The sequence below is a fragment of the Streptomyces sp. NBC_00353 genome (assembly GCF_036108815.1).
Classification (GTDB): domain Bacteria; phylum Actinomycetota; class Actinomycetes; order Streptomycetales; family Streptomycetaceae; genus Streptomyces.
Genome location: NZ_CP107985.1, coordinates 227,361 through 250,286 on the forward strand (window position 1 = coordinate 227,361; position 22,926 = coordinate 250,286).

The 22,926-nt window shown below is 68.2% G+C and carries 15 protein-coding genes and 6 pseudogenes; 8 read left to right on the forward strand and 13 right to left on the reverse strand.

What is annotated here, in order from left to right; translation table 11 throughout:
• Positions 1 to 12: 12 nt before the first annotated feature.
• Positions 13 to 393, reverse strand: a complete 381-nt coding sequence (locus OHA88_RS01065; RefSeq protein ID WP_328623805.1) for a tetratricopeptide repeat protein — start codon at positions 391 to 393, stop codon at positions 13 to 15.
• Between the two features lie 1,558 nt (positions 394 to 1,951).
• Positions 1,952 to 2,320, reverse strand: a pseudogene (locus OHA88_RS01070) (helix-turn-helix domain-containing protein); the annotation flags it as partial.
• A 519-nt stretch (positions 2,321 to 2,839) separates the two neighbouring features.
• Between OHA88_RS01070 and OHA88_RS01075 the strand changes: the two are divergent.
• On the forward strand, positions 2,840 to 3,817 hold the full coding sequence (locus OHA88_RS01075; protein ID WP_328623806.1) for a pirin family protein: 978 nt from the start codon (positions 2,840 to 2,842) through the stop codon (positions 3,815 to 3,817).
• Positions 3,818 to 4,209: 392 nt separating this feature from the next.
• Here OHA88_RS01075 and OHA88_RS01080 read toward each other — a convergent pair whose 3' ends face one another.
• On the reverse strand, positions 4,210 to 4,752 hold the full coding sequence (locus tag OHA88_RS01080) for a kinase (protein ID WP_328623807.1): 543 nt from the start codon (positions 4,750 to 4,752) through the stop codon (positions 4,210 to 4,212).
• A 193-nt stretch (positions 4,753 to 4,945) separates the two neighbouring features.
• On the opposite strand from OHA88_RS01080, the gene OHA88_RS01085 reads away from it, so the two are divergent.
• Entirely contained in the window at positions 4,946 to 5,896 is a 951-nt protein-coding gene (locus OHA88_RS01085; RefSeq protein ID WP_328623808.1) for a Ppx/GppA phosphatase family protein, read from the forward strand.
• Between the two features lie 176 nt (positions 5,897 to 6,072).
• On the opposite strand, the gene OHA88_RS44385 is transcribed toward OHA88_RS01085, so the two are convergent.
• The 3 genes from OHA88_RS44385 to OHA88_RS01100 all read right to left on the reverse strand — a co-directional run bounded on the left by OHA88_RS44385 (position 6,073) and on the right by OHA88_RS01100 (position 11,480).
• Positions 6,073 to 6,783: a hypothetical protein gene (locus OHA88_RS44385; RefSeq protein WP_443044145.1), complete on the reverse strand. Its 711-nt coding sequence runs from the start codon at positions 6,781 to 6,783 to the stop codon at positions 6,073 to 6,075.
• Between the two features lie 308 nt (positions 6,784 to 7,091).
• Positions 7,092 to 10,916, reverse strand: a complete 3,825-nt coding sequence (locus OHA88_RS01095; protein ID WP_328623809.1) for a S8 family serine peptidase — start codon at positions 10,914 to 10,916, stop codon at positions 7,092 to 7,094.
• A 432-nt stretch (positions 10,917 to 11,348) separates the two neighbouring features.
• The gene (locus OHA88_RS01100) at positions 11,349 to 11,480 is read right to left on the reverse strand and encodes a hypothetical protein (RefSeq protein WP_328623810.1); all 132 of its coding nucleotides are present in this window, start codon (positions 11,478 to 11,480) and stop codon (positions 11,349 to 11,351) included.
• Positions 11,481 to 12,107: 627 nt separating this feature from the next.
• Here OHA88_RS01100 and OHA88_RS01105 point away from each other — a divergent pair.
• Positions 12,108 to 12,458 (forward strand): hypothetical protein, encoded by a 351-nt coding sequence (locus OHA88_RS01105; RefSeq protein ID WP_328623811.1) that lies wholly within the window; start codon positions 12,108 to 12,110, stop codon positions 12,456 to 12,458.
• 28 nt (positions 12,459 to 12,486) lie between these two features.
• Here the strand turns inward: OHA88_RS01105 and OHA88_RS01110 are convergent, their stop codons facing one another.
• Entirely contained in the window at positions 12,487 to 12,786 is a 300-nt protein-coding gene (locus OHA88_RS01110; RefSeq protein ID WP_328629952.1) for a hypothetical protein, read from the reverse strand.
• Between OHA88_RS01110 and OHA88_RS01115 the strand changes: the two are divergent.
• Positions 12,676 to 12,909: pseudogene (locus OHA88_RS01115) on the forward strand (ATP-binding protein); the annotation flags it as partial. The gene OHA88_RS01110 and the pseudogene OHA88_RS01115 overlap by 111 nt on opposite strands.
• Positions 12,910 to 13,018: 109 nt before the next feature.
• Here the strand turns inward: OHA88_RS01115 and OHA88_RS01120 are convergent.
• From OHA88_RS01120 to OHA88_RS01130, 3 genes and pseudogenes are all read right to left on the reverse strand, one after another.
• On the reverse strand, positions 13,019 to 14,017 hold the full coding sequence (locus OHA88_RS01120) for a helix-turn-helix domain-containing protein (RefSeq protein ID WP_328623812.1): 999 nt from the start codon (positions 14,015 to 14,017) through the stop codon (positions 13,019 to 13,021).
• A gap of 131 nt (positions 14,018 to 14,148) precedes the next feature.
• On the reverse strand, positions 14,149 to 14,382 hold the full coding sequence (locus OHA88_RS01125) for a hypothetical protein (RefSeq protein WP_328623813.1): 234 nt from the start codon (positions 14,380 to 14,382) through the stop codon (positions 14,149 to 14,151).
• 375 nt (positions 14,383 to 14,757) lie between these two features.
• Positions 14,758 to 15,021: pseudogene (locus OHA88_RS01130) on the reverse strand (TSUP family transporter); the annotation flags it as partial.
• 110 nt (positions 15,022 to 15,131) lie between these two features.
• Between OHA88_RS01130 and OHA88_RS01135 the strand changes: the two are divergent.
• Positions 15,132 to 15,331 (forward strand): annotated as a pseudogene (locus tag OHA88_RS01135) (IS5/IS1182 family transposase); the annotation flags it as partial.
• A 20-nt stretch (positions 15,332 to 15,351) separates the two neighbouring features.
• Here the strand turns inward: OHA88_RS01135 and OHA88_RS01140 are convergent.
• A complete protein-coding gene (locus OHA88_RS01140; protein ID WP_328623814.1) occupies positions 15,352 to 16,614 on the reverse strand; it encodes an IS110 family transposase in 1,263 nt (420 codons plus the stop codon).
• 434 nt (positions 16,615 to 17,048) lie between these two features.
• On the opposite strand from OHA88_RS01140, the pseudogene OHA88_RS01145 reads away from it, so the two are divergent.
• Together OHA88_RS01145 and OHA88_RS01150 are read left to right on the forward strand one after the other, a co-directional pair.
• Positions 17,049 to 17,315 (forward strand): annotated as a pseudogene (locus tag OHA88_RS01145) (IS5/IS1182 family transposase); the annotation flags it as partial.
• Positions 17,316 to 17,587: 272 nt separating this feature from the next.
• Positions 17,588 to 18,778 (forward strand): IS110 family transposase, encoded by a 1,191-nt coding sequence (locus OHA88_RS01150; protein ID WP_328623815.1) that lies wholly within the window; start codon positions 17,588 to 17,590, stop codon positions 18,776 to 18,778.
• Between the two features lie 527 nt (positions 18,779 to 19,305).
• On the opposite strand, the gene OHA88_RS01155 is transcribed toward OHA88_RS01150, so the two are convergent.
• Together OHA88_RS01155 and OHA88_RS01160 are read right to left on the reverse strand one after the other, a co-directional pair.
• Complete coding sequence (locus OHA88_RS01155; protein WP_328623816.1) at positions 19,306 to 20,331, reverse strand: C40 family peptidase; 1,026 nt, start codon at positions 20,329 to 20,331, stop codon at positions 19,306 to 19,308.
• A gap of 386 nt (positions 20,332 to 20,717) precedes the next feature.
• On the reverse strand, positions 20,718 to 22,289 hold the full coding sequence (locus OHA88_RS01160; protein ID WP_328623817.1) for a N,N-dimethylformamidase beta subunit family domain-containing protein: 1,572 nt from the start codon (positions 22,287 to 22,289) through the stop codon (positions 20,718 to 20,720).
• Positions 22,290 to 22,620: 331 nt separating this feature from the next.
• On the opposite strand from OHA88_RS01160, the pseudogene OHA88_RS44390 reads away from it, so the two are divergent.
• A pseudogene (locus OHA88_RS44390) lies at positions 22,621 to 22,830 on the forward strand (transposase); the annotation flags it as partial.
• Positions 22,831 to 22,926: the final 96 nt, after the last annotated feature.

A 22,926-nucleotide genomic window follows, 5' to 3' on the forward strand; every position in this document is an offset into this window, starting at 1 on the left:
ACCGGAGCGGCTTCAGGCAGCCATGCGGGGGGATGAACTGCTGGGGTGCCTGAGGGCAAGGAGGTCCCGTGCGGTCATTGTGTCCGCGATCCTCATGTGCGGAGCGGCCTCGGAGCAGCGGTGCTGGCGTTCCAGGACGCGGGCGAGAGCGAGGTGGGCCGAGGCGTGGGTGGGTTCGGCGCGCAGGACTTTGCGCAGCTCCGCCTCGGCCAGGGAGAGCTGTGCCGTGTAGTAGTAGGAGCGGGCGAGGAGCATGCGGAGGTCCAGGTTGCGGGGTGCCGCGGCAACCAGGTCGGTGAGGACCCGGGTAGCCGCGCGGTAACGCTGGGATTCGAAGAGACGGCTCGCGTATTGCCGCCGCTCGTTCCAGGTCACTCCCTGTACACCGGCCATCACATTCTCCGTTCCTTCTACGAGCATCCGCTCAGTCGTCCAGGCGCCTGGCGCCCGAGGTCTTCCGGGGCGAGGAGCCGATGGCCCCCTTGCCCGCCTGTTCAGGCTTCGTTCGAATTCGAGTCATGGAATCCGGGTTGGTCTCGGTTTGTTGTGTTCTGGCTGGATGAGTGGAATGCGTCGCCCCGGTTTGCCATGATACGAACCTATTACACACTTACCTCTTGCACAAGCAAAGCTTGGGGGTTGAGAGTGTGACAAAGGAATCATTCGGTCAGTGGTGCAGCGACGGCGTCTTCGGTCTGATCAATGCATGGACGGGTGTCTGGCCTGGCGGAGAAGCGGGGAAGAAAGGTGAGGGCCGTGGCTTTCGGCTCCTCTGACCGGGGCTATGGCTGCTCAAGGGAGGCGTAGTGAACTTCAGGGCTCTGCTTCTCTACGGGTTGCTGCCCGCCTTCGGATTACTGCTTGCCTGGCACGTAGCCCGCTCCGATCGTTGCCGAGCCGCGGCAGGCGACGAAACAGCCCACCCCGCGCCGCCATTCTGGCGGGAGTACCTGAGGGCGTGGGGCATCGTGCTAATGGCAGTGCTACTGCTCATCCTCCACATTGCCTTCAGCGGCCACATTCCCTGAACAACCCGACCCCACGTGACGTTCGCCCCTCGGGCCGGGAGAGACAGCCACACTCGTCCACCCGCCCGACACGGCGAGACGACAAGACGTTGAGGTGTTCCCGACTTCCACGTGGACTCTCTGCGCATAGCGCCCCGCGGACTCGGCCGTCTCGGCCGTCTCTGCCGTCTCTGCCACGGCGGGCTCTCCTTGAAGCAGCGCGAAGCGAGGAAGCCGGGCGCGGAGCGGCCGATGACCGGCTGCCCCAACCCGCAGCTCGTGAGAGCGCGGGATGCCCGGCACACGGTGAGACGGTACGGGGAAGCGCAGCGGACCCGCACCGCCGCGCGGCACGGACGGCGCAGCGCCCCGCCCCGCCCCGCCCCGAAGCAAAAGCACGAACGCTGCGCCCCGCAGCGCCGCACCCTCCCCGCCACACCGCGCCCCGGTTACCGCCCAGTGGGGCTGGGCGAGCTGCCGCGGTGCCCTGACGGCCTCCTGGCACCGCCTGGATCTTCCCCGGCTATAGCGCAGGAACCCATCGTTCCGCCGCCACCCTCGCACGCAAGCTCCGCCGCCATGGCCTGCCCGCCCACCCTTGTCGGTACACCGCGCTTCTCGCGCTGGCCACGGGATCACCGGTTCTCCTACGGAGCAGGAAAATGCCTGCCCGTCCCCGGATCCCACCACACCGCAAGGGCCACAGCATGAGTGAAACAGCGCTCTTCGCCCGCGAGTTCCTGCGCAGCCCGCTCCGGACGGCCTCCCTGATCCCGAGTTCGGCCCGCCTGGTCGAGCGGCTCATCGCCGCCGTGCCGGAGCGGGGCGAGCCCGTGGTGGTGGAACTCGGTCCGGGCACCGGGCCGGCCACCGAGGCGATCCAACGCAAACTGGCACTGATTCTCACTCGCCCTTGCACGATCCTCCGGCGTGGCGCGGCCTGCTCAAGGAAGGACACCTGCCGGGGTGCGCACAGCCTGACGCAGGCGGGCGGCGTCCCGGCTGGGCGGCGCGCCGAACTGGCGGCGATACTCCCGGCTGAACTGTGACGGGTTGTCATAGCCGACGCGGTGTCCGACCCCGGTGACGTCGCCCGGGTGCGTGGCGAGCAGCAGCCGGGCCTCCTGCAGCCGGATCTGCTTCTGGAACTGGATGGGGCTCATCGCGGTCACCGCCTGGAAGTTGCGGTAGAAGGCGGAGACACTCATGCCGGACATGCGTGCCACCTCGTCGACCCGGAAGGGCTCGGCGTAGTGCTCGCGGATCCAGCGCACGGCCCGGGAGACGTGGCTGAGGCTGCTGTCGGCCAGGTCACGCGCCGCCGCGCCCGCCCCAGAGCCGGGCGGGAGACCGGCTGATCACCCGGTCTCCCGCCCGGACGGCGGACGCCACCAACGGGGAAGCGGCGCACCATCCAGCCTCGATGGCGGGTGCCGTGGTCGCCTCAGCCGCGTGGCCGAGGTCGCGTCTCCCCTCAACAGGTGAGCGCGCCGCGGTGGTGGTTCTTACGGCGGACCGGGTATCCGTCACTCGTGGGCAGGGGCGTCGACCGGGGCGCACCACGAGGTCCCGATGTGTGGCAGGTGTGACCGCTTCGGGCAGCGACCGTGCCAGGTCCGCGAGCTAGATTCGGCGGTACACCGTCCCGGGGCGATACCGGCCGATAGGGCCGGCCCCGTGGGTCGGGGCAGACGCATCGACGACTGCCCGACCGCCCCTGAGACGCCGCCCGCCTGCCGGGGTTCTCCTCGGCAGAGGTACGCAAGTACCCCCCTCCTAGCGGAACGTCGTCGCGCTGGACGTCGTCCGCACCGTACATACGAAGGACCGCTATGCCGGCCGTGACCGTCGAGGATCTCCTGGTCCTCCCCCGCCTCCCGCGCCTTGACGCGACCGCCATCGACCGCCCCGTCCGCCGCCTGGTCACCGCACCCCAGCAGCGGGAGGGGGCCGGCTTTCTGGTGCACCGCCCGTTCCCGAGTGCCGCTTTGCCCGATGCGGACCCGTTCTTGCTGCTCGACCACGTCGGTGAGACCGTCTACCAGCCCTACGAGGCCAAGGGCGCCCCCTGGCACCCGCACCGCGGATTCGAAACTGTCACCTACGTCATCGACGGCACGGTGGTGCACCACGATTCCAACGGTGGCGGAGGCGTGATATCGGACGGGGACACACAGTGGATGACCGCAGGGTCGGGGATCCTGCACGACGAGGTCCCCAGCGAGGAGGTCCTGGCCAAGGGCGGCCTCAGCCACGGCATCCAGCTGTGGGTGAACCTGCCCCGCACCCGCAAGTGGGCGCAGCCGCGTTACCAGGACGTCCGGGCGGACAAGCTGCGGCTGCTCACCTCCGATGACGGCGGGGCGCTGGTACGCCTGATCGCCGGTGGGCTTGGCGGCTACCAGGGACCGGGCGTGACCTACACCCCCATCGTCTATGCGCACGCGAGTCTGCTTCCCCAGGCGCAGTTGCGTACCGGGTGGGATCCGCAGTTCAGCGCGATGGTCTACGTCCTGCAGGGAGCGGGGAGCGTGGGCGCCGACAGGCGCCCCGTCGGGGATGGGCAACTGGCGGTGTTCGGTGCGGGCGATGTCCTCACCGTCCAGGCGGGGGCCCATCAGCGCGGCCGCACCGGCCGCTTTGAGGTGCTGCTGCTGGGCGGCGTGCCGCTGCGGGAGCCGATCGCCCGCTACGGCCCGTTCGTGATGAACACCGAGGCGGAGATCCGGCAGGCCGTCGAGGACTACCAGCAGGGCAGGAAACCACCGCCGCGACCAAGTTCGATTTCCGGCATAGCAGGCGCCACGTAAGGAACATGCAGCTGCCGGTGGAGCGCCGCTACGTTTCCGCCCAGGTCAGACAGTTGGGCCCATAACTCGTTGGTGAACGCGAAACCACCACGCCGCAGCGACGTCGTCTCAGCGCACCCCGACGCACGGGCCACGGCCAACCAGCGCCACACCGTACGTACACAGACCCCCGCCGTATCGGCGGCGATCCGCACATGCACAGACGCCAGCTTGCCGGGCTCATCCAGAGCGAGCAGACGACGCACCACCACCTGGCGTGCCAAGACCCGGTCGCGGGAGGGCGACACAATGGAATTCAACTCGGCGACGATGTGCCTGACCCGAGGTGCGGTAGGGAGACATCACCTGCAGGGCGTAGGGCGACCTGCGCCGCTGGCCGGGGTTTCATTCAGTCAGTTCTTCAGTGCGGGTAGGCCGGCCAGGCCAGTGTCGCGCATGATCCGGTCGACGGTCTCGGGCAGGGAACTGTCCGCCCCGATGACGGTTTCAACGCACCCGGGCAACACATCACGTTCCCGGTACCAGTCGCGCAACGCCTCCTCCCCGACATCGTTCACGATCGGCTTGGTCGCGTGCCGGGCAAGGGTTTCCGCGAACGGCACGTCCAGGTAGTAGCCGCGGTTCGGGCCAAGGTGGTCGGCGCGCAACTGGGCAAGCACGGCGCCGTCGTGGCCGGCGTACAGGATCCCTTCGAGAACAACGTGGTACCCGTGGTACCCCGCGTCCAGCGCGTAGCGGGCCGTCAGGTCGATCAGGCCGATGTCCGCCACACCGGCCCGGTCCCGCTCACGCAAAACGATCCGGCGGAGGTTGTCCTGACCCACGAGCGCCAGACCGCGGCCAAAACGGTCGCGGAGGCCGGCCGCGACGGACGACTTCCCCGAGGCACTGTTCCCTCGCAGCACGACCAGCCTCGTCCTTTCGTTGGCCACCATCACCCGGGCGAGGCTACCGACACCACCCGTCCGTCGGCGCAGCTCTACCCCTGTGGGCCTGGGCGGAGGGGGCACGGATGGTGACGTTATGCTCACGCGGTGGGCTGGAATCCCGTCGCGCCGTCGTCGGGGCTGTCGGAGGATCGGGGAAGGAGCCGGTCCGGTCGAGGGCCGTGCCAGGGGAGGCGATGGGATGCGACAGGCAGGTGTGCTCGATGTCGGGTGCCACAGTGCGTTGCTGACGGTGGTGCGACGGCGCCCGGGGACGGTGCTGGAGCCGGTGTTCTCCCGCAAGGTGCGGCTGAGCCTGCACGAGACCCTCGACCGCAAGGGACGGCTGGACAAGGCCGGCGTGAAGAGCGTCGAACGGGCAGTGGCCGAGGCCGTCGCCGCTGACCCGCGTCTGCGCGGGCCGGAAGTGTTCGCGTTCGCGACCTCCGTCATCCGGGACGCGCCCAACCGCGACGAGATCATCGCGCGGGTGGCACGCACCACCGGCACCCGCCTTCGCGTGCTGACCGGCGAGGAGGAGGCGCGGCTGGCCTACGTGGCCGCCCGCCAGTGGGCAGGCTCGATGGCCGGGCAGCTGCTGGTCCTGGATATCGGCGGCGGTACTGTAGAGATCGCCTCCGGCACCGGAGACCGGCCCCGCGTCGTCTACTCGCTGCCGCTGGGCGCCCGCAGGATCACCCGGGACTGGCTTCCCGGCGGCACCGCACCATCCCCACACCGGCTGGCCGAGGTCCGGCAGCACCTCCGCCGGTCCCTGGAAGCCGTCCCCGGCCTGCCGCGGGCCGAACCGGGCGGGCGGGTGCTGGCCTGCTCCAAGACCTTCGAACAGCTCGCCCGGCTCGCCGCCGCTCAGCGCAAGACACCGCAAGCCGGACAGCAGCTCGCGCTACCCCAACTACGCGCATCAGTCTCCCTGCTGGCCGCCGCGGGACCGTCCCGCCGGTCCAAGCTGCCGGGCATCTCCCGACACCGCGCCGAACAGTCCCTGGCCGGAGCCCTGATCGCACAAGCCCTCATGGAAGCCTGCGGGGCCAAGAACGTCGAGATCTGCCCCTGGTCCACCCGAGAAGGACTGCTGCTCGAACGCCTCGGCGTGCCCCACACCACAGCCGGGCGCTCCCGAGCACACTGACTGGCTACACAGGTGGGAGCAGCACATCACCGGCAGAGCTCCGGTGCTGCACCGGATGCACGCCCCATGAGCGAGCAGACACCAGCAGACGAGTCGGCTGAAGGCCAACCAGGTGACGAACACACCGCCCGCTCGCGCGTCACCACCCACGCACCCCACCCGGCACGGAGAGTGAGTCAGCAGCGCCCAGGCCGACCCTGTATGGCGCCAGCCCCCTGAAGCTCCCGGAACGGCGCCGTGTCACCGCCCTCCCGGGAGCCACGGCACCCACGACCGGCAGGCGGGCGACCTTCGCCAGCCGCACCGCCGGCCGGCCGTGGTGAGCCCCGAAAAAACCACCACAGCTCGTGGCCACAGCCCGATAGCGACTTCCACACACCACACCCATCCGCAGACGACCAGCATGGACTCCCCGCAGTGGCAACGGCGGGAATTCGTCCCGGAAAGCGCGCGGTGAAGTCCTCGAAACCGAGCAGCACCTCGTCCTTCGGACGGGAAGACCGTTTGCCGGGGCGCGGCTGGCGGACGTAGCCGGGCAGGGATGCCAGCAACATCGTCTCCACCGCACGGTTCAGGCCCTCGACCGTGCCCTTGAGGTGGGGGGTATAGGCGGGCAGATCCTCCACCGTCACGTCCAGGACCTCAAATGCGGCAGTCACCGTCCTGGACAAGAAGTCCTTGCCGCGATCCACCCGCACTTCCTCCGGCAGCCCGCCGAACGGGCCGTAGGGGTCCTCACGCAGCACCGCGGAGCGCAACGCAGCCAGCACCGACTCCCTCGACGGATACACCGGCGTCACCGTGACGCCGGTGATCGCGTTCGTCGCGCAGTCGGTGAACCACGTGATCCACGGCTTGCGCGTCACACCGTCGACATCGACCAGCACCGGCGCCTGGACATGATTCGGTCTCCCACACCTGGTTACGCCACCCCCGCGGCCGCGCCAAAAACACGTCATGCTTACGGGCCTCACGCTCCCCTCCTCGTAGCGGCAGCACCGGACCATGCAGGCGTCGCCTCGGCTGGGGTGCGCGTGGGCTCACTCGTGAGGCGCCCCGGTCCGCGAAGGGCCTGATCTCGCCGACCATGAGGCAGGCCACCGTGCGACGACGGCGGGTGCCGGGGATCTCACCCCAGGCACCCGCCGCGACGGTCCGGCGAGCGCCTCCGCGGGAATCCCGCGGAGGCGCTCGCTCACTTGCCGAGCAGGTAGGCCCGCTCCACGGTCTGCCGGACCGTGTTGCCCGCCTTGTCGGAGGCCGTGACCCGCAGGGTCACGTACGCGCCCTGCCGCTGGTCGCCCGGCCGCTCGACGGTGGCGGTGAACCGGTTGTGGCCGCGGTCCTTGACGCGGACCTGGCCCTTCCAGGTCTTGCCGTCGTCGAAGGAGGCCTCGACCTTGAGCTCGACCCCGGTGGGGGCGGCGAGCCCGTCCTGGTGCCGCACCGTCAGGTCGAGCTCGTGACGCTTCCCGCCCTCGACCCTGTTCCACAGGTCGGCCGGGACCCCGTAATCGACCTGGAGGAGAGGCAACAGCGTGTCCTCCGCCGCGGTGTCCGAACGGAACGTCCACGACGTGGCGGTCCTTGTACCGGTCTGCCAGTACTCGGTCTTACGCTCGGTCGTCAGGTCCAGCCGGTAGTCGGCCGCTCCGGCAGGAACCTCGAAGTCTCCCCAGGCGGCTGCGGCCTCGCCGACCTTCTCGCCGTCGCGGTAGAGGACGGCCGCCACGGTGTCGCCCTGGGGGTAGGTCGGTACGTCCATCGTCCCGGGCGTTCCCGCCCTCCCGATGCCACCCAAATCGAGGGGAAGCGCCCGGCGCGCCCAGTGGCCGGTCACCGCGTCGGTGAACTCCGGGATCGCCAGGCTGAGGACGTCACCGGAGCGGACCGAGTGACGGTTCCAGCCGCGAGGGATGGACGGCCGCACCACGGCCTTGTACCACTCCTCCTTGAGCTGCTCGCCCGACGCGAAGGTGCGGGGGGCGTCCCGCAGGCCTGACAGCAATGGGATGTCCGCCCACGGGTTGGGGAAGAAATCGACGTGGTGTCTCCACTGCGTGTCCCCGGAGGTGACGTACTCGGTGCGTGTCTTGCCCGTCGGCACCCAACGCGAGGTCTCGAAACTGTAATCCGAGTAGGGGCGCCAGCTGAAGCGCTGCTCGCTGGACCAGTCCAGTGCGCCGGTGTCCGTGTAGGTCGCCTTCACCTGTGCGGTGTTGCGGTCCGAGACGGTGTAGGTCACGTCCTGCGGGATCTGGTGCTCCCAGATCGCCCGGATGTCGTACAGGTACGGGCTTTCGACCGTCCCGGAGATGTCGATGACGGCCTTGTGCTTCTCCATGTACCGCAGCAGCTCCGCACCGTCGGTCGCGTCCACCCGGATTGTGGGGATGGCAGAGCGCGTGTCCGTCGGCTTCCAGGGGGTCCAGGCCAGCATCCCCTTGGGCAGGACGATCATGAGGCCCTTGGCGCCCGCCTTCGCGGCCTTCTCCGCGAGGTCGTACTCGGCCGCCGCGGTCTCGTCGCGGATCACGGCGAGCTTGCCCTGCACGGTGCTGGACCGCAGGTCCGGATTCTCCCTGGTCCCCGCGTCCACGGCGGTGAGCTGCTCCCCCTTGGAGTCGAACGGGGTGGACAGTTGGACGTAGTACGACTTCAGGTCGATGTCCGTGCCGCGGACCTCAGTCCTGATCTGGGGAGCCGTCATCTCCCAGCGGGAGTTGAACTCGAACTCGCCGTCGGTGACCTTGGACGTGGGGTTCACGTACAGGTCCACCGCCTCGGCCCCCCCCAGGGCGAACTTGAGGGTGGCATTCAGCGATAGCCCGTCGATCTTCCGGTACATCTGGTACGTCAGGTCATTGCGCCGCACGGCGGGCTTGGGCGTGCGGACGCGCACCAGCTTGGTTTTACGCGTGTCCAGGGTCACGGTCATGTCCTTGGTGACCTTCACCTCGGGCTCCACGACCTGGACCATCCGTGCGCCGTTGGCGGTCCATTCCACCGTCGTGCCATCGACCTGGTACGTGCCCTCCTCGACCTCGACGACCAGGGGGTCCAGGCTGGTGACCTGGGTCTCCGCGTCCCCTCCAAAGAGGTTCAACAGTTCCCACCGAATGGGGTCGCCGGTCGGTCCGTGGGACTCGATGGTGAGCTTGTGCATCGGGGCGCGCACCCACAGGCTGACGGTGGTGTGGACCGGCACGCCGTCGGCGGACGTGGCGGTGACGTAGCCGTAGTAGGAGCCGCGGCCCGCCTTCGAGGGGTCGATGCCGACCGGCACCTCCGCGGTCGCGCCCGGGGCGACCCGGACCGTTTCCGCGCCCAGTGTCAGTGCCTGCGCGGGGAGTGCCTTGCCGCCCCTGGTTGCCAGCGCGGCGCGCAGATTCAGCGAGACCTCGTCGTCGGAGTGGTTGGTGTAGCGGACCACGCCGGCCCGCTCCACCGGGGAGCTGTCCCTGTCGACCGGGTCCAGGACGATTGTGCCGGTGGTGGTGACGGGGGCGGAGATTGCCGCCTTGACGTCGACGCGGCCGCCGCCCTGCTCGGTCGGCACCTGGTCGGACGCCGTACGGGACGTGCTGATCAGCGCGTCCTTGAGCTGCTGCGCACTCCAGTCCGGGTGCTGCCCGGCAAGCAGCGCCGCCGCACCGGCCACGTGAGGCGTGGCCATCGAGGTGCCGCTCATCTTGACGTAGTGGTCGCCGACCGGGTCGCCGAGTAGCGTGCCGGCGGCGCGCGCGGCGACGATCCCGACGCCCGGTGCCGTGATGTCCGGCTTGGCCGCCCTGTCGCCGAAGCGCGGACCACGGCTCGAGAAGGAGGCCAGCTTGTCGTCGCGGTCGACGGCGCCCACAGTCAGGGCCGCGTCGGCCGCACCGGGCGACCCGACTGTCGTCGGGCCTGGACCGCTGTTGCCTGCGGCAACGACGAAGAGCGCCCCGCTGCTGCGGGAGATCTCGTTGACCGCCAGGCTCATCGGGTCCGTGCCATCGGTCTCCATGTCCGCGCCCAGGCTCATGTTGACAACCTTGGCGCCCTGCGCCGCGGCCCACTCCATGCCCGCGATGACCTCGGACTCGCCGCCGGAGCCGTCGTCCCCGAGCACCTTGCCGATCAGCAGGTCCGCACTCGGTGCGACGCCCTTGCGCAGGCCGTCCGAAGCCGCGCCGCTGCCGCCGACGGTGGCGGCGACATGCGTGCCGTGTCCGAAGTGGTCCTCGGTCGAGCCGCTGCTGGAGAAGTCCTTCGCCTCGGACACGCGGCCCGCGAGGTCGGGATGGTTCTGGTCGGCTCCGGTGTCGAGGACCGCGACCTTGACTCCCTTGCCGTGGTAGCCGGCCGCCCACGCGGCCGGCGCGTTGATCTGCGCGGTGCTGCGGTCCAGTGTGGGACGCACCTTGTGGTCCAGCCAGATCTTCGGGGTCGTCGCCGCCGCACTCGTCATGGACGCGCCCGCCGCAGGTGCGAGCTGCTTCCAGAAAGCGGCCAGGTCCTGGTCGGCGACGCGCAGCGCCTGGGCGTCGATGCTCGGCAGTTGCCGCGGCCCGGCGGAGCCCTCGTGGAACTTCGCGAGGGCATCCAGCCGGTTGACGGCCGCACGCGCCGAGCCCTTGGGCGCGGATATGATCAGGGGCAGGGCCTCGGCGTGTGTTTCGTCGTACCCCTGGGCGATGAGACTTGTAACGTTGAAGAGGTCCGCATCCAGCTGCTCCGTGCGGACCAGCATTGCCGCATCGGAAGGCAGAACGGTCAGAGCGCCGTCCTTCTCGGTGATCCGGAAGAAGACCTTCTCACGGCCCGGTGCGCGCTGCACCGATGCTGTCTTCTTGCCGTTCGGCGCGCCGCTGACGGTGACCAGGTCGCCGGTGATCAACCGCACGGTGGTCGTGCGGTCGTGCGGTGCCGGCGTCCGTGCCTCGGTCCCTGGCGGAGACTGGGCGGCAACAGGCACCACCGCGCCCGTCGCCATCACTGCCGACATCGATATCACCGCCCAAAGGCGGATCCGTCTCATGGGTGTCTACTCTCCTTCTGTCATATCGGCATCTGGGCAGAACATCTGTGAGTGGGCGTCATGGCGCATCGCCGCGGCACCCGACCGCAGTTGACGGTGTTGCGGGTCAGGGCCGAGGTCGACCGGCCCCGCCGGCCTGCGACCAGGCCTCGCCGGTGACCGCGGATCCCTCGATCACACGAACCGTGAGCCGGTGGCAAAACCCTTCGTACACCTGCGGTTCACTGCCCGTCCGGAATCATCAGCCACACCAAGCGGACGTGTCACCGATCTCACGTGGCACGAATGGCCATGTCCCAGAGGCGCCATGCGTCGCCTGAACCGTCTTCAGGACGTTCAGCGCGGTCGTGTGACGAGAAGTCGACGCCGCTGCTTCGAGCCCCGGGGCCTGCACGCCGACGAAGCCCACGAGGTCCCTGGTTTGCGAAGTGGCTACTCGGCGGAGGCGTCGGCCTGTGCATTGCCCGCGACGGTATCGAGTCCGGTGAACGGCCGGGCCACCACGGGTGGTGTGCAACGGCGGGTGGACCGCAGGTCGGTTGGAGTCGTATTGCCCGTGTCCACGGTGTCCATTCTGTGAAATGGCCAACTCTGCTAATTTCAACCGGTTCTGCGGCTGACCGTGACGTTGCCAATCTCCGGATTCCCATCCGAAATCCACTCACAGTGCTGTGTATTGCCCAAGTGCTGCTGGCCCTGGCGTCCGCCATGGCCTCGGGGTCGCCCGCACCGCCCCCTGCTCCGGGGCCTTCGGCCTCAGGTGACCTCACCCGCGTAACGAGGGGACCGCAGCCTGCGGTCCTCCCTTCCATGGGTCTCCGCATCCGTCCCACGGGTGCTGTCTGAGGGGCCACGTAGTTTCCGGACAGGGCCCCGTCCCCAAGCAGGGGCGACGGCCACCCACGGTGACTACCAGGCGGCAGACCACACCGAATTGCAGGACATCGGCGACGTCCTGGCCCTCGTCGAGTTCGCCGAGAAGGGGACGGCGATCGAAGCCGGTCCCATGCCGATGCCTGCGCCCAGATGGTTCGACGCGGACACGAGCGACGCCACGCCGGGCTGGGGGGTGTCCGGGGTCCCGGGCTCCGCCGGAATCAGCATGATGTATCCCGTACGGCGACTCCCGGAGCTGCTCAACCAGGCCACGACGATGGAGGACAGGGCGTCAGGGCTGCCCGGTACTGCGTCATGCTCCCGCTGCGCGCCCACGCCCTGGTGCTCACGGCTGCCAGTGAGGGCCGTCTGTGGGTCCTGGGGCACAGCGGAGAGTCCTCCAGGCTGGTCCGTAACCTCCACGGGGCCGGCCTGGACGCCCAGACGCTGGCGGCCAAGGCCTACCGTGGTCGCCCCCTCTTCATCTCGGACGGCCGGCCCTCGTTCTCCGACTGGGACTCCACCGGTTCACAGGCCGAGGCGCGCCTTCCCCTCACGGGAGGCGGGGAGCTCCTGAAATTCTCTTTCCTCAAGAGCCGCTACGTGGTCGGCGTCTGCTGCCTCTCCTTCCAAGGGCCCCGTGAAACTGCCGTCGGCGCTCCCTGAGTCGCCCAGGCTCACCATCTCAGGCGCGCTACCGCCCCGCCACCATCACCTCCAAGGCGGGCGGCGACTGGTACGACGTGATCAAGTTGCCGGACGAGCGGATGGCTCCGACGACCTCATGGCACCACGCACGGAGAGCCTGCACATCCAGCAGCGTGACCTGCAGGGAGTCAAGGCGGCGCGCAGTTTCGTCAACCAGCAGTTGACCGCCTGGGGGTTGACCGACATGGCGGACAGCCTTCAGCTGATCGTCTCCGAGATCGTGACGAACGCGCTCATCCACGCGGGTAGCGACGTCGACGTCCGCCTGCGGGCGTTCGACGACCATGTCCGGCTCGAGGTACGGGACTCCGGCAGCAACCCGCCTGTCCCGTCACCGCTGGCGCTCTGCGAGGAAGGCAACGCGGAGGCGGAGCACGGCCGCGGTCTGCTGATCGTGGATGCATTGGGCGGAGTGTGGTGCAGCTCGCCGAACGGACGGGGCAAGACGGTCTCGCTGGACCTGCCCATCGACGTACCCGAAGAAGAGGCGATCGGCGGTCCTGATCCGAAGGGGGACTCTAGACCCAGCCCCGACGGGTGGCGTGCCATGCGAGCTGCATGCGGGTCGTGGCGCCGACGACGGCCATCATGTGCTGGATCCGGCGTTGGACGGTGCGGCGGCTCAGCCCCATCTGACCGGCGATCGACTTGTCGGCGAGGCCGGCGAACAGCAAGGAGAGCAGCCTCCGGTCGGCCTCGGGCAGGAACCCCGTGGCCTCGGTGTCGTCCGCGCCGGCGATGGTGCCTGAGTCGCTGAGGTGCAGGGGTGCTGCGTCCTCCCAGTAGCGCTCGAAGAGGGCGGTCATGGCTTCCAGGAGGCTGCTGTCGCGCAGCAGTGCAGCCGTGGGCTCGTTCGGACTGCCGTGCGGACCGCCGGGCACCAAGGGGCAGATGGCTATCTCTCTGTCGGCGATGGCAAGTCGCAGCGGGAGATGGGGCACGGAACGCGCGAGTTCCCCGGCACGTACACCGGAGATAACGTTGTCGACGGCGCCGTGATCGTTGAAAAAGGCTCGCTCGTACAGGACCCGGTAGCGAACCCCGCGGGCCAGGGCTTCGAACTCCGCGCGATTGCTTCCCGAGGGCATGGCCACGTACTGGGCCTTGCAGAACCACAGCATTTCGTGTCGTGCGTTGTCTTGGAGTTGACGCAGGTGCTGGCGCAGTGCCCCGGCCCCGGTGATGACCTCGATGAGATGGTCGGCTTGGTGCCGCCGGGTGCTGCGGTAGCTCTCCAGGAGGTCGGCGATCGAAGCCCGGGCCAGGTCGAGAGCTTCCGCACGGCGTTGCAGACGCGGCAGCAATGCCACGTCGGGAGGGGACGCGGTGAAGTGCAGGGAATTCCGGTCACTGCGGTTGGCCAGCCCTTTGACGGTGAGCGCCGCGAGCACGCTCTCGACCTGGTTGAGGGCGAGTCCGGTCTGTGAGGCGATTTCGTCGGCCGAGGCCGTGGACGTCATGACCAGAAGCCGGTAGACGGTCTCTTCGACCGATGTGAGGCCAGCTGCTTCGAGCATGGCGGAAATCCTCCCGCTTTCTTTCGAGCTGCCACGACGCTCGTGGTTCACCCGGGATGGCTGATGCGACCTGATCGCGGGCCCCAGAGGCAGCAGCCCACCCTGCGGTCAACTGCGCTTCTGGGTGGAGATCAGGTGATTGCGTCGTTGTAGGGGTAGCTCAGCAAAGACCAGGTGTTCCAGGGCGCGAAGTACCCGTAAGTCCCCGTGAAATTCGCGTCATTCCACGTCTCCGTGGCGGCGGCAGAGGAATCGGCGGTGGCCGGTACCGCGACAGCGGACCCGCTGGTAGCGCCGACGAGGCCGCCAGCCAAAGCAAGGCTCGCAGCCGCCCCCAACAGGACCTTCTTGAATCGCGTTGACATTTCCCTCCTTGACGATCGAACCGCGACGGGTACCCGTGGCGAACCTGATTTCACCACTGTCCTGAAGCATTCATTAGTCTCGTGCAAATTGATTAGATCATCAACTAGCCAAACGTGGCAACCTGCGTACCATTTGCGTATTAAGTCCCTCAAACATCCTCAATGTGACGGGCGCTAGGGGTTGTTCCAGGTTCGGATCACTGGTTTCTGGATTCGCCGGTGCGCGGGAGGCTGGGCCTGATAGCTGTCGAGGGTGGCGCGTGGTGAAAGAGGGAGTGAAGGCCCAGGTGAAGTGGGCCCGCGCCTCAGCGCTAGGTCCGTCCAATGCCGAACGCCGGTTCAGGTCCTCCGTCGTAGTTCCCCACTGGGGTGGGCTCAGTTCAGGGTCTGGGCGGCGTACAGAGCGCCGAGGGCTGTGGCGAGGGTGCCGAGCAGAAGCCGTAGGGCTCGTTCGGGCAGGCGGGGTTGGAGGCGGGCCCCGAGGTAACCGCCGATCAGTCCACCGATGCCGCAGGCGAGGCCAAGCCACCAGTCGGGGGCGACCTCTCTGGAGCTCACGAGTGACAGCAGCGCGTAGGCGGCGGCGCCGACAAGGGACGTGGCGAAGGTAGCGGCGAGCGCAGCCGGGGCGAGGAAAGCGCCGCCTGCCGCAGCTCCTCAAAGGGGGCCGACAGGGGGACGAACCAGGTCGATCCGGTGCTGCGGAGACTGGTCGTCCGGCTGGCGGAGGTGGTCAGCTCGGCGAATGCCTGGGACGCTCTCGGGGAGGCTTCACCACCAAAATCCACCTTGTCGCAGAGGGGCGATGCCGGCCCCTCGCTCTCGTCCTGACACCCGGCCACTACGGTGACGGCCCTCAACTCGAGCGCGTGCTGGAGAGCAGGTCTCCGTTCCCCGTGCCGGAGTTGGACGGCCTCGCACCCGTCCCGACCGCCTGTTGGCGGACAAGACATCCCACGCCGATAAGCGTCAAGCCGCTGCTGCAGCAAGTTCGGGTGACGGCTGCGGGAAGGCGATTGTTTCGTCGTAGATGTGACCGTTCTGGAGGCAGTAGAACAGCATTCCCATGAAGCGGTTGAAGAGGTTCCTCTGTGCGGCAACGTGGCGGTCGCCGGCCGCTCGGCGGCGGTCGTAGTGGGCTCTGGCGCCTGGTGAGCGGGTAAGGGAGACGAAGGCCCAGACATAGCCGACGGCAGCCAATCTCTGATTCTTGATCTTCCGACTCATGACCATGCAGCTCTTGCCGCTGGACCTGGTGACCGGGGCGCTTCCTGCGTAGGCCTTGAGGGATCGGGCGTTGGCAAAGCGGGTCCGGTCATCGCCGATCTCTGCCAAAATCCGGGCGCCGGTCAGTGAGGCAAGTCCCGGAAAGCTGCGGATGATCGGGGCATCGTGATGCTCTGCGAAGGCTTGCGTGACGGCTTCTTCGAGCTGTTCAGCGTTGTCGCAGGCGGTGTTCAGCTGCCTGAGCAGGGCGGATGTCTGATGCCCGAGGGCTGTTTCGACCTGCGGGAGCTGGTGGAGATACTCCCGCTTGAAGACTTCGTGGAGCCTTTCGGCTTCGGTCTGGATGCCGCGGACCCGGCCGGCCTGCTTGAGCAGGGACTGCAGGCGTCGCCGTGTCAGCTTCGCCGCCATGGTCGGGGTCGGGGCTGCAGCCAGGATGCTGCGGGCTTCTCTCGAGCACAGGCCGTGTTTGTGCTGGGCGTAGGCGTCGAGGATCGCCGGGTAGAACTCCCTGAGCTGAGAACGGAGCTTGTTCTGGGCCTGGCCGCGGGCCCAGACGGCGTCCTGCTGGGCACGCGCGAGCACGGCGATGGCCTGCACGAGCTCGGAGTCCGCGGGCAGCGGCCGGTGGGCGGCCATGTCGGTTCGCAGGATGTTGGCCAGGGCCGCGGCGTCGACGGCGTCTGACTTCTTGCGGGCGACGGAGTGACGGTCCCGATAGCGGGCGACTGCCGGCGGGTTGATCGCGAAGACCGGCCGGCCGGTGGCCCGCAGGCAGGCGACGAGGAGCCCGCGCGATGTCTCGATCGCCACGGGGATCGGGGCGTCCTCGCTATCGCCATGTTCAGTCAGCAGGGCCGTGAGCTGGGCGAACCCCGCCGCGTCGTCACTGATCCGCACTTTGGCGAGTTGCTTTCCCCCGGCCTCAACCAGGGCTATGTCGTGGTGGCCTTCGGCCCAGTCCACCCCACAGAAAACTGGCGTCGGTAACCCGACGATCTCCATCCGGCTCTCCTTCGTCCCGGCTCTTTTCCCAGGCCAGAGCCTGTGCAGGGTGCGCGTGCTCCCTAATGGAAGTGCTCAAGGCACGTCATCCCACCAGCCGTTCGCAACCCCAGCGAGTCATACGGTCCTCGGTCCGTGTCAGAGCTGAGGGCTCAGGCAGAGGTGAGAGGTGATCCGCATAACCGGCTCGGACTACGAACAGCAAACCGCGGAGCAGTCAGATACGGGCCTGCCTACACAAACGGGACCACGTGAATGCCGTCGGAGACGGATCTGTACCTGTTCTTGCCCACTTGAGGTCCATGCTGCTGGGCGCGAGCCAGCCTCGTCTTGTCAACAGGACTCTCAGGCCCGGGCCTACTCAAAGGCTCGGCTCGCGCCCTGAAGATCAGCTCCCGCCGACCTTCGCTTCCCATTAGGCCTACACGTCCCGAAAGAACCGACGCTACCTGCGACGACGCGGAATCCAGCACATCATCCCCGAACGCCTCGACCAGCAAAGACACCGGCAGAACCGAGGCTCCCGAGGCGGCCGGCCCACTGGGTTCGACAGCGAGCGCTGCAAGAAACGCAACACCGTCGAACACGCCATCAACCGACTCAAAGGCTTCCGCGCCGTCGGCACCCGCTACGAGAAACGCGCCTACATCTACCTCGGCACCATCACCCTCGCGACCCTCTTCATCTGGCTCCGCACATGATCCAAGAAACAGCGCCTAGTTGATCGATTCCAAGGGGTCAGTGGTCCCTACCTTGTTGATCGGGATGAGCGAGCCATTCGTAGGGTTGGCTCACCCAGGGGTGTCGGGTGTGGCTTTCAGTGGTCTGCCGTCCGTGTGGCTTCCTACGATTCGCCGCCCGACACCCCCCGACGACTCGGCTGCTGATTAGGAATTGCGATCCGATCGCTGAGTAGGGACTCGCCAGCGAGGTCGTCTGTGGTGCATGTAGGCAAACGACCCGTGGAGAGCGCGTGACAGCGATCTGGGCCGGCATCGACGCCGGCAGGACCCATCACCACTGCGTGGTGATCGACGACACCGGCAAACGGCTGCTGTCGCGGCGCGTGGCCAACGACGAGCCGGAACTGCTGAAGCTCCTGGCCGATGTCCTCGCCCTGGGCGATGAGGTCACCTGGGGCATCGACCTTGCCGACGGCGGCGCCGCCCTGCTGATCGATCTGCTCCTCAACCACAGCCAGCACACGCTCTACATCCCTGGCCGAGCCGTCAGCCGCGCCTCCGAGGGCTACCGGGGCGAAGGCAAGACCGACGCCAAGGACGCCGCGATCATCGCCGACCAGGCCCGGATCCGCCGGGACCTGCAGCCCTTGCGGCCCGGCGACGAACTCGTCGCCGAGATCAAGGTACTCACCGGCCATCGCCGCGACCTCGCCGACGACCGCACCCGCGTGATCAACCGGCTCCACAACCACCTCACCAGCATCTTTCCCTCTCTGGACCGGGCACTGGACCTCACCAACACCGGCCCGCTGATCCTGCTGACCGGCTACCAGACCCCGGCCGCCATCCGCAGGACCGGCGCCCGGCGACTGCAGACCTGGTTGCGCAACCGCAAGGTCCGCGGTGCTGCCCAGCTCGCAGAGACGGCCCTGGCGGCTGCCGAGAACCAACACACCAGCGTGACCGGGGAGAAGCCGACGGCCCAGCTCGTGCACACGCTCGCCAGGGAGGTAATGCGCCTCAATGAGCAGATCGCCGAGACCGACAAGCTCATCGAGGCCCGGTTTCGCGAGCACAAACACGCTGAGGTGATCGCGAGCATGCCCGGCATCGGACCCCTGCTCGGCGCCGAGTTCCTCGCCGCCACCGGCGGCGACATGACGGCCTTCGATAGCCCGGACCGCCTCGCCGGGTTCGCCGGCGTCGCCCCCGCTCCGCGTGACTCGGGCAAGATCAGCGGCAACCTGCACCGGCCCAGACGTTACAGCCGACGCCTCCAGCGCGTGTTCTATACCTCGGCGTTGATCAGCATCCGCTGCTGCGAGGAGTCCCGCCGCTTCTACGACCGCAAACGCGCCGAAGGCAAACGCCATACCCAGGCCGTCCTCGCCCTCGCCCGCCGCCGGGTCAACGTCTTGTGGGCCCTGTTGCGCGACGGACGGTGCTACGAACCCATACCCCCCATCACGAACGCCGCTTGACAAAAAGATTAGGAATCGAAGGCGGTTGGTGATTGCAGTACTGGCTGTCCGGTATGGCCGTTGTGCCAGATCGCGCTCCTGCGGTGCCGACAGCGAATCTGCGGTGGCTGGCCGGCGAGGGCGTGAGAGCGCGCAGCGCTCGGACCGGGCCGCAGCGCAGCGCCCCCGCACCGCCACCCGGCACGGTCCGCGCAACGCCCCACCCCGAAGGCGAGAAAAGGCGCTACGCGCGCATGCAGGCGCTGCGCGCGTCAGGCAAGGGCGTGTTGGTGCGCAGTCGCGAGTTCGGTCAGGTCGGGGACTCCGAATGTGTTGCGCAGCGAGTGGAAGGCGGCCACCTTGTCGTCACCGAAGCGGCTGACGTAGGTGGCGTCGGAGTCCGCGGTGACGAACTTGGGCGGTGTGGTCCTGTGTGGCGGGCACGATCGGGCAGGCCCACGCGGTACAACTGCCGCGTGACGGACCAGGGATCATCAGGCGATTGTCAGAGGGGCATGGTCCGGTGGTGAGCCGTGACGCACTGAGCTTCAGATGCGCACCGCGGCCTGGAAGCTGCCGATGGTGTTCATCGACTCGTAGCGGACGTAGGCGCCCGGGTACGGGGCGTGCAGCACGGTGTTGTTGCCTGCGTAGAGGCCCACGTGCGTGGTGTTGTTGAAGAAGACCAGGTCGCCCGGCTTCAGCTGGCTGCGCGCGATCCGGGTGCCCTGGTTGATCTGGGTGTACGTGGTGCGGGTGATCTGGGCGCCGGCCTGGGCGTAGGCCCACTGGGTCAGGCCCGAGCAGTCGAAGGAGCCGGGACCCGTGGCGGAGCGGACATACGGCTTACCCACCCGGGTGTCGGCGGCCTGGAGGGCGGCGGCGCCGAGGGCGGAGGCGGGGACCTCGTTGCCGAGGTCGACCCGGTCACCGGCGGCGCGGCTGGCACGCAGGTCGTCCTCGCGCATCTTGTTGCGCTCGGCGACGGTGAGAGTATTGAGCACCTCGCGGGCCTCGGCGAGCTTCGCCTGCTGCTGCTTCTTCTTCTCGCCGAGCGTCTTGCGGACGTCCGCGAGGTCGCTCAGCTTGTCCTGGGCCTCCTTGCGCTGCTGCGCGAGGGACCGCTGCTTCTCCTGGATCTTCTCCAGCGACTCGGTCTGATTGGCCGTCAACTGGTCGAGCGCGGAGGCCTGTTCAAGGAAGCTGTCCGGGTCTGAGGCAAGGAAGAGCTGCACGGAGGGGTCGATGCCTCCGGAGCGGTACTGCGCGGCGGCGAGGGAACCGAGGCCGCTGCGGAGGTTGTTGAGCTCCTGCTGACCGCGGGCCACCTTGTCCTGGAGCGCGCCGATCTGCTTCTGGAGCTTCTCCTGCTTCTCCTTGGCCAGGCTGTGCTGCTCGGTGGCCTCCTCCGCCTCGTGGTAGAGCTTGTCGACCTTCGCCTTGACCTCGCTCTTGGTCGGCTTGGGGTCGGCATGGGCGGCCTGGGAGGTCAGGGCAACGGCCGCAGCGGCGGTCGCGGTGAGCACGGTCACGCGGGTACGGCTCGGCTGCTTGGGACGACGGTGGGACGCCACGGAGGCGGGCTCCTTCTTCCTCGAGCCGCCTACCGGGCTATGAGGGGATGTGAATCCCCGGCTCCGTGCACGTCACGGACTCGGCGGTTCCTTCACCGCCACCCCGAATGGGTGATCAATCGAGCGAAGGTTCGAGGCTCGACCCTAGTGACCATCTTGTGATCATTCAAATCTTCACGGGAAGAATCTCGTCACAGGATGCACTTCTTTTACTCACATCACACAGGGTGTAGCGGTGACTTGACGGACCGTTCGGTGATTTCCGGCAAGTCGCACGGTCATGTCTCCGCCCACCGGTCGCCGGCGACTGCCAGCCGGCTGGGTCGCCCACTTGGCGACGGTGTGGGCCTGCTCGACCGGGACCTCATCGGCGATGGCGGAGAGGTTCAGGGTGTCGGCGATGGGTAAAGGGTGCTCGCATTCTCCTGGGGTTTCGGCCGGTTCCTGCCGCACGGGCCCTCCGCGAACGCGCGGATCAGGTTCTCCGTGGTGCGGGTGACGAACAGTCCGGTGCGTGCGTCCATGCCATGGTTGTGGCCGTTGTCCTGAGTTCCGGCCATGAGGGCCTCGACCCATCGCATCGTCCCGGATGCGAAGACGCCCGCTCCGCTCGGGACGGTGTAGTACGCGGAGTCGGCATGGCTTGGCGCGCCCTTGCAGAAGACTGGGGAGTGCGCAATGACCTCGAGCGGCGCCGGGGTGGGCGTCCCCGGGGTGACCCGGTCGTACTCCACCCCGACCAGATGGTCGAAGGAGTCTCCGCGTCTGACCCCGGTCCCTTCGAAGAGCCAGTGATTGTCGGCGTGGACCACATACGGAGCGTCGACCGGATAGCCCTCGTAGAGGACGCCGGTCAGGGAGGATTCGGGGTCGGCTCCGGGCTGCCGTCGGAAGTCATTGGTCGGCATGGTCGGATGGTCGGTCAGGTACGGGTCCGCCCGGTAGTCGGTTTTGTAACAGACCACTGTGCGTGCGTCGCCGGTGGGTCCCCGCTCCAGCCTGATCCGGCGGAAGCAGGCATTGGCACCGAGGAAGGCCACATTGGTACCGGAGTCACGAGCCCGGGTCACGTGGTCCCGTTGCTGTTGGCTCCAGTACTCGTCGTGCCCGAGGGAGAGCACCGCGTGCGCGCCGTGAAGCACGCCGGGTTCGCGGTGGACGTCCACCCCCGTGGTGTAGGCGAGCGGAATTCCCAGCCGCTCCGCGAGCACCACTACCGCCCTCTCGTAGACCATGAACTTCTCGGCGCCGCTGCGATCGTATGGCCGGTCGAAGCTGACCGCGAGCGACCGTGTCCCGTACGCACCGTCCTCGCCGTGATAGAGGCTGTACCCGCCCCATGCGTTGTATGCCTGCCAGGTCGACACCGCGTGCATCAGGACGGTCCTGCCCGCGCCGGACGCCGAACGGACGATCAACGGCACGTAGCGCTGGTGCCCGTTGTCCGCTTCCAGTCGAAGCAGGTACGCCCCCTCCGGCCAGCCGTCGGTGCGTACGCCGAGCGTGCGGTTCCAGTCGGCCCGTACGGTACGAGTGACCTCCAGCAGGCGGCGCCGGGCCTGAACCGATCCGGCGATACGGGGCGAACGCCACACCAGGCGCGCCTGCTGTCCCCCGTACCAGCCGACCCGGAAGGCCGAGACCCGGAAGCTGGAAGCGGTCGTGGACACGTACAGACCGAACTCCTCGCCCGGCAGCACGCTGGATCTGTCGGTGTACCCCTGGACGGCCTCGGGCGTTCCCTCCCCACGGATACGCCAGTCGGGGTTTCCTGCCCGCGTTCGCTCACCGTCCCCGGTGAACCGGGTGGAGCCGGGCGAGGCGGTCTCGGTGTGGGGCCCCTTGGGGCCGGAGGAGCGGCAGCCGGCCGCCATCGCACCAGCCACAGCAACGGCGAGAAAATGCCTGCGCTCCAGACGACCGAGCGCCTCGGCATCCTGCCTTCCGGCCCGCTCCATGCCATCCACCACGTGTTCCCGCCGCGACACCGTCACAGCCCATCGTCACCCGGCGCGCGCCGGCGGACGAGCCGAATGGGGCACACGGGTCGACTGACGCCGCACTCCGCGAGTCGCTGGCGAAGCTGAGTAACCCGCACTTGTTCAAGCGTTGCGCCGAGTTGGAACCTCAGCGCTCAAGTGGGCCGGCCGGGGCTGCCCGCCACACTCTGAGGCTGCCGGCCCGCCGTATCCGGCACCTGTCCGAGGAAATCGACGAACTCAACAAGCGGACAGCCGAGCCGTCGAAGCGAGTACGCCGGGCCTGCGGGAAGTCCGTGGTGTCGGACCGGACAGCGCCGCAGCCCTACTCATCACGGCCGGCGACAACCCCGAGCGACTCGCCAACGAGGCGTCCTTCGCAGCCCTATGCGGCACCAGCCCGGTCGAGGCGTCCTCCGGCAAGACCCAGCGTCGCAGGCTGAACCGCGGAGGCGGCCGTCAAGCCAACGCCGCCCTCTACCGCATCGTCCTCAGCCGCCTGCGCTGGGACGACCGCAGTGACCCGATCAACGCCACGTCATTGAACCGCCTGAACGGTAGGGGGTGCATACCCCCGGACATCACAGCCCCGGGTCACGGGCTGCCAGCGCGCCAA